General features: G+C 35.5%; 18 protein-coding genes. 15 read left to right on the top strand and 3 right to left on the bottom strand.

Going from position 1 to position 14,089, the window contains the following annotated elements; translation table 11 throughout:
* Positions 1 to 61: 61 nt before the first annotated feature.
* From FJR73_RS00860 to FJR73_RS00795, 14 genes are all read left to right on the top strand, one after another.
* On the top strand, positions 62 to 772 hold the full coding sequence (locus FJR73_RS00860) for an ABC transporter ATP-binding protein (RefSeq protein WP_140832768.1): 711 nt from the start codon (positions 62 to 64) through the stop codon (positions 770 to 772).
* Positions 765 to 2,324: a hypothetical protein gene (locus tag FJR73_RS00855; protein WP_140832766.1), complete on the top strand. Its 1,560-nt coding sequence runs from the start codon at positions 765 to 767 to the stop codon at positions 2,322 to 2,324. Before FJR73_RS00860 ends, FJR73_RS00855 begins: the two co-directional genes overlap by 8 nt.
* A gap of 18 nt (positions 2,325 to 2,342) precedes the next feature.
* Entirely contained in the window at positions 2,343 to 2,564 is a 222-nt protein-coding gene (locus FJR73_RS00850) for a DUF1648 domain-containing protein (RefSeq protein WP_070479194.1), read from the top strand.
* Positions 2,561 to 2,902 (top strand): GntR family transcriptional regulator, encoded by a 342-nt coding sequence (locus FJR73_RS00845; protein WP_140832764.1) that lies wholly within the window; start codon positions 2,561 to 2,563, stop codon positions 2,900 to 2,902. Before FJR73_RS00850 ends, FJR73_RS00845 begins: the two co-directional genes overlap by 4 nt.
* Before the next feature lie 166 nt (positions 2,903 to 3,068).
* Positions 3,069 to 3,812 (top strand): CPBP family intramembrane glutamic endopeptidase, encoded by a 744-nt coding sequence (locus FJR73_RS00840; protein WP_140832762.1) that lies wholly within the window; start codon positions 3,069 to 3,071, stop codon positions 3,810 to 3,812.
* A gap of 288 nt (positions 3,813 to 4,100) precedes the next feature.
* Complete coding sequence (locus FJR73_RS00835) at positions 4,101 to 4,907, top strand: alpha/beta hydrolase (RefSeq protein ID WP_140832760.1); 807 nt, start codon at positions 4,101 to 4,103, stop codon at positions 4,905 to 4,907.
* Between the two features lie 11 nt (positions 4,908 to 4,918).
* On the top strand, positions 4,919 to 5,047 hold the full coding sequence (locus FJR73_RS10495) for an ADP-ribosylglycohydrolase (RefSeq protein WP_140832758.1): 129 nt from the start codon (positions 4,919 to 4,921) through the stop codon (positions 5,045 to 5,047).
* 108 nt (positions 5,048 to 5,155) lie between these two features.
* A complete protein-coding gene (locus FJR73_RS00825) occupies positions 5,156 to 5,773 on the top strand; it encodes an SAP domain-containing protein (protein WP_140832756.1) in 618 nt (205 codons plus the stop codon).
* 94 nt (positions 5,774 to 5,867) lie between these two features.
* A complete protein-coding gene (locus tag FJR73_RS00820) occupies positions 5,868 to 6,620 on the top strand; it encodes an ADP-ribosylglycohydrolase family protein (RefSeq protein ID WP_235888713.1) in 753 nt (250 codons plus the stop codon).
* 111 nt (positions 6,621 to 6,731) lie between these two features.
* On the top strand, positions 6,732 to 7,613 hold the full coding sequence (locus FJR73_RS00815; protein ID WP_140832754.1) for a diacylglycerol kinase family protein: 882 nt from the start codon (positions 6,732 to 6,734) through the stop codon (positions 7,611 to 7,613).
* Between the two features lie 63 nt (positions 7,614 to 7,676).
* On the top strand, positions 7,677 to 8,168 hold the full coding sequence (locus tag FJR73_RS00810) for a phosphoribosylanthranilate isomerase (RefSeq protein ID WP_140832751.1): 492 nt from the start codon (positions 7,677 to 7,679) through the stop codon (positions 8,166 to 8,168).
* 172 nt (positions 8,169 to 8,340) lie between these two features.
* Positions 8,341 to 10,083, top strand: a complete 1,743-nt coding sequence (locus FJR73_RS00805; protein WP_140832749.1) for a glycoside hydrolase family 13 protein — start codon at positions 8,341 to 8,343, stop codon at positions 10,081 to 10,083.
* Positions 10,084 to 10,202: 119 nt separating this feature from the next.
* Entirely contained in the window at positions 10,203 to 10,514 is a 312-nt protein-coding gene (locus tag FJR73_RS00800) for a hypothetical protein (RefSeq protein ID WP_000420556.1), read from the top strand.
* A 3-nt stretch (positions 10,515 to 10,517) separates the two neighbouring features.
* Entirely contained in the window at positions 10,518 to 11,234 is a 717-nt protein-coding gene (locus FJR73_RS00795) for an alpha/beta hydrolase (RefSeq protein ID WP_140832747.1), read from the top strand.
* 129 nt (positions 11,235 to 11,363) lie between these two features.
* On the opposite strand, the gene FJR73_RS00790 is transcribed toward FJR73_RS00795, so the two are convergent.
* From FJR73_RS00790 to FJR73_RS10300, 3 genes are read right to left on the bottom strand one after another with little or no spacing between them, the layout of a single operon-like run.
* Entirely contained in the window at positions 11,364 to 12,179 is an 816-nt protein-coding gene (locus tag FJR73_RS00790; RefSeq protein ID WP_140832745.1) for a TIGR03943 family putative permease subunit, read from the bottom strand.
* Complete coding sequence (locus FJR73_RS00785) at positions 12,176 to 13,081, bottom strand: permease (protein WP_140832742.1); 906 nt, start codon at positions 13,079 to 13,081, stop codon at positions 12,176 to 12,178. Before FJR73_RS00785 ends, FJR73_RS00790 begins: the two co-directional genes overlap by 4 nt.
* Entirely contained in the window at positions 13,082 to 13,213 is a 132-nt protein-coding gene (locus FJR73_RS10300) for an SPJ_0845 family protein (protein ID WP_004234728.1), read from the bottom strand. It lies immediately after the preceding gene.
* Positions 13,214 to 13,475: 262 nt separating this feature from the next.
* Between FJR73_RS10300 and FJR73_RS00775 the strand changes: the two genes are divergently transcribed.
* Complete coding sequence (locus FJR73_RS00775) at positions 13,476 to 13,748, top strand: hypothetical protein (protein WP_235888712.1); 273 nt, start codon at positions 13,476 to 13,478, stop codon at positions 13,746 to 13,748.
* Positions 13,749 to 14,089 lie beyond the last annotated feature (341 nt).

Below are 14,089 nucleotides of genomic sequence, written 5' to 3'. Positions count from 1 at the left end.
AAAACAAGCTATCGGTATTATTTCAAAATATTACTGACAAATTGTCAATGGAGACGAAAATATGTTAGAGATAAAGAATTTTAGTAAAAGTTATGGAGATAAGAAGGTTGTGGATAACCTGTCTATTTCAGTACAGCCTGGAGATATTTATGGTTTTATTGGGGCAAATGGTGCGGGAAAAACATCAACTATAAAGGCAGTTGTCGGTATCCATGATTTTGAAGACGGAAGTATAATTATCAACGGTCATTCTATTAAAGAAGAACCTGTTATTTGTAAAAAAATGATGGCGTATATCCCAGATAATCCAGATTTGTATGAACATATGACAGGACTTCAATATATTAATTTTATTGCTGACTTGTTTGAAATTCCTACAAAAATACGCAGGGAGAGAATCCAAAAATACGGTGATTTATTTGATATGACTGAGCATCTTTCGGGGATTATTTCTTCATATTCACATGGTATGAAGCAACGAACAGCCATTATTTCTGCACTTGTACATTCTCCCAAACTGTTGATTTTAGATGAACCTTTTGTTGGGCTAGATCCCAAAGCAACTTTCCTACTAAAGAAAATTATGCATGAGTGTGTTTCAGATGGAGGTGCTATTTTCTTTTCAACCCATGTATTGGATGTTGCGGAAAAATTATGTAATAAGATTGCCATTGTCAAAAATGGAAAGTTAATTGCAAGTGGCAATACAGGAGACGTCAAAGGTGATGAATCATTGGAGGCATTTTTCATGGAGGTGCAGGACAATGAGTAACATTTGGATACTGCTTAAGGCGCAATTGATTAATTTCTTTCCTATTAACGAGATTAGAGATTCAGGAAATAAAAAACAAAGTTCAATGGCTATTGCGAGTTTTGGCATAATAACTCTTTCCTTATTTTGCTTTGTTTATAATATACTAACAGCGAAAACATTGGTACACGTCGGACAGCAGGACTTGATACCGGCATATATGGTCTCTGTATCAAGTTTTTCAATATTATTTTTGACTGTCTTTTATTCGAATGGCATTTTATTTGGTAGTCGAGATATGGAAATTCTCCTATCCTTACCTGTTAAAAGTTCGTATATTATCACCAGCAAGTTCATGTTTATGTACTTATTGAATTTTTTAATAGGCTTGATGTTTATGCTTCCGGGTGGAATTGTATGGGGCTTGAACGGAAGTTTAAACCTCCTACAGATTATATTGTATTTTACTTCTATAATTTTTGCCCCTTTGATCCCCATGTGTATAGCGACATGCATGGGAATCGTTATTGTTGTCGCTTCATCTTTTTTTAAAAGAAAAAATGTTATCTCTCTTATTTTTTCATTTGCGATGTTAGGTATAATTGGATATTTTGCATTATCAGCTTTGCAATCAGGTGATGAAATTAGTATTGGGGTTACTCTGGCTAAGCAAATTACTGGACTGTATCCAATTTCTAGACTATTTATGTCATACTACAATTTTCCAATGTACTATGGGATGGGATTTTATATAGTTCTTTCAATAGTCGTCTTTTATCTATTTGTCAAAATTGCTTCGTTGAAGTATGGACTACTTAATACACTTGCCAATACAAAATCAAGATATGCTAATGACAAAGTATCTTATGAAAGAAAATCTGTGTTTTTTGCCTTGTATCAAAAAGAGCTTGGACGATTTTTAAGTTCTTATATGGCAGTCTTGAATGCTGGGCTTGGAGTGATTCTTTTATGTGTCTTTAGTATATGTTTCCTGTTTAATTCTGTAGGGCAAATAGGAAATTCTGCAGGAATTGAAGATATAAATGAGTATCTTTCAAACTTAGCTCCTGTCTTTATTTCATCTATGCTTTCACTCAGTTGTCCAGCAGCTTCATCCATATCTTTAGAAGGTAAAAATATTTGGATTTTGAAAAGTTCTCCGGTTAAAGTGAAAATGATTTTAAATGCTAAGATAGCTGTCAACCTTACACTTCATTTGATTGGATATATGATTTCTGTATATGTATTTATGCTGAAACTTGATATGAATCCTATTCAAGTTATGAATCTAATTATTGTTCCTATATGTTACTCCTTTTTTATAACTGTAATCGGAATTGCATTAAATAAAAAATATCCTAACTATGATTGGTACAGTGAGATGATAGTTGTCAAACAAAGTCTTCCTGTTATTGTAACTGGAATTATTGGTATGATTGCGCTTATTACGCCACTTTTGATTAATTGGCTGTTTAATCTTCCGATTATATTTGTTTTACAGTTAGTATCAGTAGTTTTATTGGCTATTACAATGGGTGTTTATTTAACAATAAGCAAGAAAAATTTTATCTAGTTAAAGGAGAAAAATAAGATGAAAAACAGACTGATAAAAGATATTTTGGTGTTATTAGTAATGCTAGCTATAATAGTTGTTATTTGTAGATTTCTCCCAGAAAAAGTTCCGATTCATTTCAATGCAAAAGGAGAAGCAGATATGTTTGCAAATAAATACTATCTTCTACTAGCTACAGTCATCCCCTATTCTGCATATTGGAAGTTTGTTAGGAAAAGTGAAAATAAAAAGATTAAATGAAACACCATCTATATTTACAAATTGCATCAAAATTAAGAACGACTATTTTAAGAGGTGATTATGCATCTGAACAACAAATTCCTTCAATAAGGAGATTAGCAGAAAACGAGAAGTGTAATCCGGCAACTGTCCAAAAAGCAATGAAAGTTCTCGAAGAACAGAATTTGGTTATTAGCTGTGGAACATTAGGATATTTTGTCATAGCAAGCGAGCAAGAAATAAAGGAGTTAAGATATCAAGAATCTAACAAGCTAGTGAAAATTTTGTTTGAAAAACTTGGTGAGCTAGGCTTTTCAGAAGATGAGATTGTCAATTTATTTTTTAGAAAAGATGCTTAGAAGAAGTTGAATGGAAATTTATTAGGATTTTTGTGAAAGTATAGAAAAGCCTTGATTGTAAGGCTTTTTTTGTATTTTTGTGATAGAATATAGGTAGTTATAATCGAGAGCAACTAAGAAGCAGTAAAAATATTATTCATAAAATAATCAAGATAAGGAAGATAAAATGACAGAAATTGACAAAAAGAATTTAAAAAATTATCTTTATTGTACATTTGGAATTACTTATATAGCTTGGGTGCTTCTTGCCATATTTACTCAATCTCATATTTTGGGATTAGAAACATTTATAGGGAGAATGTTACATATAGTAGGTGCACTTGGTCCAGCTATTGCAAGTGGCTTTTATTTGAAAAGGAATAATATAAAATTTAAACATTTTGTATTTAATAAAAGAAAAAACAGTAGTATTTATTTCATTATTCATTTGTTAGCAATTTTGATACTATTTTCTGTATCTTCCTTAGAATTAAATGGAGTATCAATTTATCTGATGCCTTTATTCTTTATACAACTAATTTTTTTTGGTGGTGGACATGAAGAATTAGGATGGAGAGGAATATTACAGCTATTACTTGATAAAAAATATACTTATTGGCAATCTAATTTGATGGTAGGATCAATTTGGGGAATGTGGCATCTGCCTTTATGGTTTATAGTTGGAGAAAGTCATCAAGGATTTCCTTTTATTTTATTTTTTATATATACATTATTTTTAAGTTTTGTTTTAGGGCTTCTTTACCGTCAAACGAAATCTGTGGGATACTGTATATTATTTCATGCGTTCGCAAATTTGTTAAATCTCTATTTTGTGTTAAAAATTAATGTTATTTTTATTATCATTTTTATTGGTTATTTTATTTATACTATATTGGCGAGTAATAGGATTAGTAAGGAAACAACATTTTAAAATTTAGATCAGCATATCCATTATTGAAGGTAATAATCGGTCTATCTAGATAATCGCTGTTAAAGAATTTTCTGTTGTAATTTCAAGTGGAATGATGAATGTCGTTTCTTTTGGAACTGGCGAAAATCTTTCCGTTCCACAGTATCATTTTAAAATGATTTTCATTGCCTTTTGTTTATTAATATAAAAGAAGAATATTAACACACGTTGAGGCGGTATCACTGCTTATTCAAACTGATTGAACAAGGAAAATTAGCTAGTGAAGGTCCTACAGTAAGGAGTTTAAACATGAAATTCCATGAATTTGGTAATAAGAATTTGCCTCCTATTTTACTGATACATGGTGGTGGCAGTTCTTGGTGGAATTATCTTCGTCAAGCACGAATCCTGTCAGAAGAATACCGTATTATTCTACCCACTTTGAATGGCCACGGAGAGGAATATCAACTTGATTATGTTTCTACTGAAGATTCTGCTTTGGAGATTCTAGACTATATCAAAGCAAACTGTGGTGGGAAATTGTTTGCAATCGGTGGTGTTTCACTTGGTGGTCAAATTGCCATGGAGCTTTTATCTTTAGATAGTGAAATTGCTGAGAAGGCCATCATAGACGGAAGCCTCTGTATTCCTCAACCAAGGTTAGCTAAAATCAGAATCTTTCTAGTGTCTCTATTTGGTAAATTGATGTTCAATAAATTCTCTTGCAAACTTCAGTTAAGCATGATGAACAAACTCTATCCTAAACTGGCTTATCCAGAGGAAATAAAAGCTTATTATTTGGAGGATCTGCCAAGGACGCCTATTAAAACATTGGTGACCATTTACAAAACCTATATGGGGCATTACAAGCTGAAAGATATGATTTCTGCTAGCAAGGCTCAGGTTCTGTATATCTATGGTGAAAAAGAATTGAACTGTGTGAAAGAATCAGCGAAATTATTTCATCAGCTACATTCAAATACAATTTTGTATGAAGCAAAGGGCTATAACCACGGCTATTTATCAGCTTACCTACCTTATGAGTGGATTTATTTGGTGGTGCCATTTTTAAAGAGTGATTCATTAGAAATGTTTAACGAATCTGATATGCCATAAGGAGGAAACGGATGCTAGGAGCAATAATTGGAGATATTGTCGGTTCTGTTTACGAATGGAACAATATCAAAACAAAGGACTTTCCTTTATTTCGGAAGGATTGTTTTTTCACGGATGATACGGTGAGTCCGAACCGTTGAATGTGTAAGCTTGTTAGTGAAACGTTGCTAATCCTCAAAATAAAGAAACTAAAACTCCTTTATTTTGAGATGACAACATAAATTGTCTTTGAGGAAGGAGGTAAAATATTGATAGAAAGCAGACCTGAGTTCAATAAAGTCACATCATTTGATGAGTTTAATAAATACTACTGGTATCGTGATGAACTTTCACAGATATGCAAGTCATTAGGGCTTGAATATAGAGGTACAAAACAGGAACTTAATGATATTATTGAGCAGTACTTTAAGGGTAATTTGATTAAAAAATCATCAATAAAAGGGAAAAAGAAACGAGTAGAAGTCGTTGCCTTAGATACGCCCTTACTTGAATGTGGATTCTCCTTTAATGCACACTTTAGAGAATATTTCTCAACTTTAACAGATGTTTCGCCATTTAAATTTACTGCTGATATGGCGACTGCTTGGAGAAAAGTAAAAAGGGAACACGATTTGAATTTTACAATCCAAGATATGCTAAAAGTTTATTATGGAAATTCAGATTATGCCAAGTATGATCATTCAGTTTGTCAATGGAACCAGTTTTTAAAGGATTTTTGTGCAGATGAAAATAGCCGCAACTACTCAAACAAGTTAAAAATAGCTTCTATTCTTTGGAAAGAAGTTAGAAATTCAAAGGCTGAAAAAATTTATTCAAAGAATCTTTTGACTGAATATGCTGATAAAATAAACGAGTATGGGAAATAGAAAAATCAGTCTAAACTAATAGTTCACAAGGAGGAATCTTATGCTAGGAGCTATTATTGGAGATATTGTCGGTTCTGTTTACGAATAGAACAATATCAAAACGAAGAACTTTCCTTTATTTCGGAAAGATTGTTTTTTCACAGACGATATGGTTATGACCTGTGCTGTGGCAGAAGCCATCATTAATGGTGGTCTGGAGGATGACTTTATTGATGCTATGAAGAAATACGGCAAAATGTATCCCGATGCGGGCTACGGTGCTCGGTTTAGTAGTTGGATCAATAGTGACAATCGTAAGCCTTATAATAGCTTTGGAAATGGCTCTGCTATGCGTGTTTCTCCTTGTGCTTGGCTTATGGACTGTGGCTTTTGTGCAAGAACAGGTATGACACCATCAACTAGAAAGCTTGCACGACTTTCAGCAGAAGTCACCTATAATCATCCAGAAGGTATCAAAGGAGCCATGGCGACAACTGATGCTATCTTTCTGTGTCGTTATTACTTTGGAGGTTATTGTGGAGATTATGAGCAACCAATCAATGACAATCCTACAGAGTGCAAAAGACAGATTAAGGATTATATTGAGCAGGAATACGGCTACAATCTATCTCAAACTTTAGATGAAATCCGCCCTAACTATCGTTTTAACGAAACATGTCAAGAAACTGTCCCTCAAGCCATTATTGCTTTTCTTGAAAGTAGAGATTTCGAAGATGAGATAAGAAATGCCATCTCACTGGCAGCTTACGGTATCTCTGATTTGATCAAGGAAAAAGCCTTTTCTTACTTAGATGACCCCTTAAAGGATGTAGTCATTAGATGGGAAAATAGAATAAAAGCGTATTAATCTCCAGTACGTCAGATTTCTTTTTTCTGAGTTTTCATTGTATAATAGGGGTACATTTAGTTTCATATAATGAAATATAAAGATTTCTAACGAATATTAAGGAGAAAATCAATGAAAAAGGCAATGTTAATTATCAACCCTACTTCTGGTGGCGAGAAGGCTTTGGATTACAAAGATAAGCTGGAAAATAAAGCAAAAGAATACTTTGAGCACGTGGAAACCAAAATTACCGAAAAGGCGCTGGATGCAACACATTTTGCTGAGGAAGCTTCTAGTGAGCAGTACGATGCAGTGGTTGTGTTTGGTGGAGATGGGACTGTCAACGAAGTCATTTCGGGTATTGCTGAGAGAGACTACGTTCCTAAGTTGGGTATTATCCCAGGCGGTACGGGTAACCTTATTACAAAACTATTGGAAATCAATCAAGACATCGATGGGGCGATTGATGAACTCGATTTTAACTTAACTAATAAGATTGATATCGGTAAAGCGAATGACAATTATTTTGGTTATATCTTTAGTATCGGTTCTCTTCCTGAGGCGATTCACAATGTTGAAATCGAGGACAAGACAAAATTCGGTATTTTAGCCTATGCTGTAAATACTATGAAGTCTGTCATGACGGATCAGGTCTTTAACATTAAGGTTGAGACAGAAAATGGAAATTATGTTGGTGAAGCTAGTCATGTTTTGGTTCTCTTGACAAATTACTTCGCTGACAAAAAAATCTTTGAAGAAAATAAAGATGGCTATGCCAATATTTTGATTCTAAAAGATGCTTCTATATTCTCTAAATTATCCGTTATTCCTGATTTACTAAAAGGAGATGTTGTCGGCAATGATAATATTGAGTATATCAGAGCGCGTAATATTAAGATCTCTTCAGATAGTGAATTGGAGTCAGATGTTGATGGCGATAAATCCGATAACCTACCTGTAGAAATCAAAGTCCTAGCTCAGCGAGTAGAAGTATTTTCAAAACCGAAAGAGTAAAAGATAAAAATTAGTTTATTATTCACAACGAAATTAAGTTCTATATCAACGATTGGAGGAGGAATGAATTCTCTATTTGATGAATTTCGAACAATTTGTTCTCATTTAAACCAAGTCGGAATCACTCCGACGCTCATGGGGTCCTTGGGTTTTGAATACCGTTCAAATGAAGAATGGAGGCCGTCTGACATTGACATTCATGTGCCTGGTGATCCTAGAGGTTGGGAAGCACCTGATCATCTCAGAATTTATGAGTGGGACAAGATAATGAAAGTGATGAAAGACTTAGGCTACGCCTTAATAGATATTCATGAGCATGAATTCCAAAAAGATGGTCTGAGTATTGAATTCGGAAGTATCGATTCTTTACCTGATTTTGCAGGAGTTTCGGAATCGGATATAGAGTTGATTCATCTCGAAAACATCACTTTTCGCATTCCAAGTTTGGAACAGTTTTTAAGTATTTACAAGGCTTCTTCCCAAGATTCTTATCGAAATGAGCACAATAACAATAAGGATTTTAAAAAAATTGAGTGGCTGGAAAGACATTTGTAAATCATCATTTGGAAAGTAGCAAGTTGTAAGACTGGCTGCTTTTTTATTTATAGAACCAAACCACTAGAATCTACGGACAAGCCTTGAAAATAAAATACGAAAGTAGTATACTAGAATCACAATTATGAAAACGTTTGCGTAAAATTGAATTAAAACTTTAGGAGACAAATTGATGGAATTAAGTGCCATTTACCACAGACCAGAGTCGGAATATGCCTATCTTTATAAGGATAAGAAACTTCATATTCGGATTCGAACTAAGAAAGGGGACATTGGAAGTATCAACTTGCATTACGGTGATCCTTTTATCTTTATGGAGGAGTTTTATCAGGATACAAAAGAAATGGCCAAGATAACTTCTGATGCCTTATTTGACTATTGGCAAGTTGAAGTGTCCGTTGACTTTGCACGTATCCAGTATCTCTTTGAACTCACGGATACAGAGGGCCAGAGCATTTTGTACGGCGATAAAGGCTGCGTGGAAAATTCTCTAGAAAATCTTCATGCTATTGGAAATGGATTTAAGTTGCCTTATATACATGAGATTGATGCATGCCTGGTTCCTGACTGGATTTCAGATACGGTATGGTATCAGATATTTCCTGAGCGGTTTGCTAATGGAAATACTCGATTAAACCCAGAAGGGACTTTAGACTGGGACTCATCTCTCACACCTAAGAGTGATGATTTCTTTGGTGGTGATTTACAAGGTATTATAGACCATCTGGATTATTTGCAAGACTTGGGCATTACTGGACTTTATCTTTGTCCTATCTTTGAATCTACGAGCAATCATAAGTACAATACGACAGATTACTTTGAAATTGACTGTCATTTTGGAGACAAGGAGACCTTTCGGGAGCTGGTCGAGCAAGCTCATCAGAGTGGTATGAAAATCATGCTGGATGCTGTATTTAATCATATTGGTTCGCAATCGCCTCAATGGCAAGATGTTGTCAAAAATGGTGAGGAGTCCGCTTATAAGGATTGGTTCCATATCCAACAATTCCCAGTGACGACTGATAAGCTAGCCAATAGGAGAGAGTTACCCTATCATGCTTTTGGTTTTGAGGACTATATGCCTAAGCTAAATACAGCCAATCCTGAGGTCAAGGACTATCTTTTAAAGGTTGCGACTTATTGGATTGAAGAGTTTGATATCGATGCTTGGCGTTTGGATGTGGCTAATGAGATTGACCATCAGTTTTGGAAGGATTTTCGCAAGGCAGTTTTAGCTAAAAAGCCTGATCTTTATATTTTAGGAGAAGTCTGGCATACTGCTCAGCCTTGGCTAAATGGAGATGAGTTCCATGCGGTCATGAATTATCCTTTATCTGATAGCATCAAAGAGTATTTCTTACGAGGAATTAAGAAGACAGACCAGTTCATCGATGAAATCAATGGCCAATCTATGTATTACAAGCAGCAGATTTCAGAAGTTATGTTTAATCTCCTAGATTCGCATGATACAGAACGTATTTTGTGGACGGCAAATGAGGATGTTCAACTTGTCAAATCAGCTCTAGCCTTTCTCTTTTTACAAAAAGGAACCCCCTGCATCTATTACGGAACAGAGGTAGCTTTAACCGGAGGTCCAGACCCAGATTGTCGTCGTTGTATGCCTTGGGAACGCGTATCAAGTGACCATGATATGCTGAGCTTCATGAAGAAGCTGATTAATATTAGAAAATATGCGTCAGAAATCATTCCGCATGGCAAGTATAGCCTAAAAGAAATCCAACCAGATCTAGTAGCTTTGGAATGGAAATACGAAGGACAGGTTCTCAAAGCTATATTCAACCAATCAACAGAAGATTGTGTTGTAGAGAAAGAAACAGTATCACTAGCAAGCAATTGCCATGAATTAGAGAATCAGCTTGTGATTTCTCCAAAAGGATTTGTGATTTTTTACTAAAGAGCAATTAAGAGTGACAGGAAAATTGTAGTATAGAGAGCATTTTACAAACAGACTATTTGTCGTCTTGCTACAATTGGTATATAATTTAACTTAAAGAAAATAGGAGGACTGAACGAATGGAATTAAAAGATTTTACAGAAAAAGAACAGGAAATGATTAAGAAGGGACTTACGACGTCTAAGATTAGTGACAAGGAAACTGCTGAGAAGATTCTTGCGCTAGTACCACAAGACTTGATTAAGCGAATTCCGTTTTTTGTCAGAAAACATGCTACGACACGTACGATTAAACGTATTTCAATTGAACACCCTGAACTCTACGCTGCAGCTCAAACAAGTGGTGAGATTCCAGAAAAAGAACGCGAAGAATTGCGTCAAATTATCACGACTATCTTTGAGCAAAAGATGAATAAGCATAGTATTAAGTAGAGAATGAAAAAATATTTTATTGGCGGTTTGGGAAGCAATGTCTATCATAGCAAGGATTTTCTTCAAGAACTAGATTCGCAGGTTTACTTTCTAAATCCATATGAAAAGCGTCTTCGAGATGAAACAGAATTGAAATCATGGTTTAAAAATGAGATTGTAGAGGAAGAATCTATCTGTCTGATAGGTCATTCTCTTGGAGGAGATTTGGCGCGTTATCTTGCATCGGAATTTTATGAAGTGACAAAACTGATTCTTTTGGATGGTGGCTATCTAGATTTAGATAAGATTTTACCTTTAGATACAGAGTTAGAGGAAACTAAAAACTATATTGAATCTCAAGTCGTTTCGGACTTAAATCTTCTTATTTCTAAAGAAAAATCCGAAGCAAAGCATTGGTCAGAAAATATGGAGAAAGCCGCAAGACAGTCCTATAACTGGGATGCGGAGTATAATAGATATGAGTTAGCTATAAAATATGAAAATATAGAAGCGATACTCCGCCTACGAAGAAAAATCCAAGCTTTTAAGAGAGAAGTGGGAGATGCTTTGTTTATCAGTCCTCGCTATCCTAATGAAGCTACATGGAGAGAGGAAAACCTAAAAGAATTGCCAGACTATTTTGATACTATTCTTCTAGAGAACTTTGGCCATGAGCTTTATACTGAAGCACCTAAAGAAATCGCTAGTCTAATTAATGAGTGGTTCTCTTATTCTCTATGAGGTACTTGTATTGCTGGAAATGGTATAAGATTTAAATCTACAAATCATTAATACTCAGATAACAAAAAACGAACAGGCTCTTTTTCTGTCATTCAGAAGAAGAACTTGTTCGTTTTTATCTTACTTTCCTTAAAAAGCTCGATACACATAGGGATTTTCTGGTTTATCGACTTTTGTAAAACTGTCGATTTCCAAGGTTGGGAGATTTTGTTTGAGTTCTTTATGGTAGTGATTGACCAGTTTTCCTTTGGCTGTTATCCAGGTGTTGTTCTCATACTGACGGGTATTTCCCTTTGTCAGCAATCCATAGACACCAGAATCTGCGATACAGTGAATAATGCCGAAGCGGAACAGAAATTGACTATTGGCATGACTGGGGTCGTTATAGACAAAGCCTGTGAACTGGACTGTCTTACCCTCAAACTCATCTGGATAGTCGTAGATAGCCTCCATGACTTCCATATAGTTTTCATTAGTGATCTGAATACTATCTTGGGACAAGTATTTATCCGCCGCCGTTCTCATTTCCTTTTCATAAGCTGATTTTGAAAAATAAGAACTGGTATCTGGTTTCAAGTATTGGCTTGTCGTCCCTTCACTGGTCTGGATGGCTTGATCCGTTCCTTCCGATAAGGGGAAATGATATCCTTTGGCAGAAACAGTCTGAGAATCCAAGCTAACAGTTGGGAAAGTTAAACCGACGACAATCGGAATAGCCAGAAGCGCAACACTTGTCACCCTGGCCAATCGACCGTTCAAATGACTGTGGGTTTTAACTTGCTTCATCCAGATATACAATTGAACAATTGCTAGGATAAAGGAAAGTACCATGGAAATATAGGCCAGATAGGAGTAGTGCATGTTGATGTACTGGTTTAATTTGCCTGACAGATGAAGATAAATGGTCAATTCAAAATAGCCAGCTAAAACTAAAAATCGAATCATAGGATGACTCCAATCAAGAGAGAATAGACTAAGACGACAAGAGTCACAATCGTAATGAAGTGACTGATAAATCGTGTTTTCAAGTAATGTTTCATCATGAGAATATTTTTGATATCCAGCATTGGGCCAATGACGAGAAAGGCCAGAACTGGTGCCAAACCGAAACTCGAGAGTAGAGAGGCCCCAATAAAGGCATCGGCCTCACTACAGAGCGAAAGAAGAAAGGCCAAAAGCATCAAGAGCAGGATGGCAAAAATAGGGGTTGCACTGATAGAGGTCAGAATCTGAGTCGGAACGTAGACCTGTATTATAGAAGCAAAGAGACAGCCAAATACCAAATAACGTCCCGTATCAAAAAATTCATCAATGGCCTGCACAAAGACCTGAAAAACTTTTTTTGCAGGGCTTAAGTGAGAAAAATCATGCTCATGACAGGCCAACCGATTTTCTTTTTGAATCGGTTCTTGCCAGAAAAATCCCAGAAAAATCCCAAGTATCACAGCTACAAGAATGGAACCAAGAGCTCGTAACAGAGCGACATGGAAGGAGTTGCCAAAGGCAGAATAGGTCGCAAAGAGGACAATAGGATTGATAACAGGTGCTGTTACAAGAAAAGGAACAGCCGTGTAACTGGGGACCTTCTTTTCCAGAAAACGATTGATAATGGGGACAATTCCACATTCACAAGAGGGAAAAAGTATCCCGACGAAGGTACCAAAAAAGATTCTCCCCCAACGATTTCGAGGGAGAAAATGATACACCTTATCAGGTGTGATATAAACCTCAATTAACCCTGAGACAATGCTTCCTATCAGAACGAAGGGAAGGGCTTCAATGATAATGGAGAGAAAAATAGCCCCAGTCTGAAGCACACTAGATGGGAGTTCTTGGAAAGCAGTCATCTAGTTTTTCTTTTCTGCTTTGGCTTTTTTCTCTTTGTCATCAGGGAAAGTAACTTGTTTCAAATCAGGGAGTTTCGCAAACTCCTCAAACATCTTATCCAAGTCGTCCGTTTTTGTAAATTTTACAGCCATAGGTGTACCTCGATTCTAAATTCTACCTCTATTATACTATTATTTTTGGGAAAAGGAAAAAGTTAAAATTGAGTATCTAACGAATAATAGAGCTTGATATATCCTAATATACACCATAATTGTGATATAATAGTTGTGGAATAACGGAGGAAATGATGGAACACTAAAAAATCGGTCAGGTTACCGATGAAGTAAAAAATTTTTTGATATTGTTCTTGAAGCGAGCGACATAAAGGTCAACAAAGACGGTTTGAGAAGCCATATGATAAAACGCCATCACAATGATGTGATTCATCATATTGAAGACCTGGAACTCATACTAAGGAACCCAGATTTCGTTGGGGTCAATCCACGAGAGAAAGATGCTAGTTTTGAATACGTAAAAAGATTTGATGATAATGTTCTTGTTGCCATCAAGTTACATAAAAGCGGCGATTTCTTTTATGTTCCGACCATGTATCGCTTACAAGATTTCAAGTTACAAAGTCGTATCAAGTCTGGTAGATTGAGAAAGCTTGACCAAAAAAGTAGATAGTGCTAGAATAAAGTTAACGAGAGACATTTGAGGGCAGAAAGGTTCCTGCCGCACCTTGAAAAAGGTATCTGAGATGCTGGGTACACCGACCAGCCAAGTGTCCGTTATTTCAAAGGAGGGAGCTTAAATGCTCCTTTTTTGTTTAAAAATTTCAAAAAAGATTATCCCCACCGCAGGCTTAGGCTTGCGATTTTTATTTGCTCTGAAAATTGATTCGTTAACTTCAACAAATAGCTTTATAAAGCGTTTTGTAAAAAATAAAAACAGTGAAATTACTCATAGATTCTTTTGTAAACTATTAGAATTAAATTGCAACCTTCTCAATAAATAGAATATTGAAA

It is taken from the genome of Streptococcus sp. D2 (genome assembly GCF_006385825.1).
Lineage (GTDB): Bacteria > Bacillota > Bacilli > Lactobacillales > Streptococcaceae > Streptococcus > Streptococcus shenyangsis.
The sequence above is the reverse complement of the archived record's forward strand: the minus strand, read 5'-3'. Positions and strand labels throughout refer to the sequence as shown.

Coding starts and splice junctions, on each gene's coding strand:
- FJR73_RS00800 (WP_000420556.1), top strand. CDS start 10,203: ATGGAATTAAAAGATTTTACAGAAAAAGAACAGGAAATGATTAAGAAG.
- FJR73_RS00810 (WP_140832751.1), top strand. CDS start 7,677: ATGAATTCTCTATTTGATGAATTTCGAACAATTTGTTCTCATTTAAAC.
- FJR73_RS00860 (WP_140832768.1), top strand. CDS start 62: ATGTTAGAGATAAAGAATTTTAGTAAAAGTTATGGAGATAAGAAGGTT.
- FJR73_RS00785 (WP_140832742.1), bottom strand. CDS start 13,081: ATGACTGCTTTCCAAGAACTCCCATCTAGTGTGCTTCAGACTGGGGCT.
- FJR73_RS00790 (WP_140832745.1), bottom strand. CDS start 12,179: ATGATTCGATTTTTAGTTTTAGCTGGCTATTTTGAATTGACCATTTAT.
- FJR73_RS00795 (WP_140832747.1), top strand. CDS start 10,518: ATGAAAAAATATTTTATTGGCGGTTTGGGAAGCAATGTCTATCATAGC.
- FJR73_RS00840 (WP_140832762.1), top strand. CDS start 3,069: ATGACAGAAATTGACAAAAAGAATTTAAAAAATTATCTTTATTGTACA.
- FJR73_RS00845 (WP_140832764.1), top strand. CDS start 2,561: ATGAAACACCATCTATATTTACAAATTGCATCAAAATTAAGAACGACT.
- FJR73_RS00805 (WP_140832749.1), top strand. CDS start 8,341: ATGGAATTAAGTGCCATTTACCACAGACCAGAGTCGGAATATGCCTAT.
- FJR73_RS00775 (WP_235888712.1), top strand. CDS start 13,476: ATGATAAAACGCCATCACAATGATGTGATTCATCATATTGAAGACCTG.
- FJR73_RS00850 (WP_070479194.1), top strand. CDS start 2,343: ATGAAAAACAGACTGATAAAAGATATTTTGGTGTTATTAGTAATGCTA.
- FJR73_RS00815 (WP_140832754.1), top strand. CDS start 6,732: ATGAAAAAGGCAATGTTAATTATCAACCCTACTTCTGGTGGCGAGAAG.
- FJR73_RS10300 (WP_004234728.1), bottom strand. CDS start 13,213: ATGGCTGTAAAATTTACAAAAACGGACGACTTGGATAAGATGTTTGAG.
- FJR73_RS00855 (WP_140832766.1), top strand. CDS start 765: ATGAGTAACATTTGGATACTGCTTAAGGCGCAATTGATTAATTTCTTT.
- FJR73_RS00835 (WP_140832760.1), top strand. CDS start 4,101: ATGAAATTCCATGAATTTGGTAATAAGAATTTGCCTCCTATTTTACTG.
- FJR73_RS10495 (WP_140832758.1), top strand. CDS start 4,919: ATGCTAGGAGCAATAATTGGAGATATTGTCGGTTCTGTTTACGAATGG.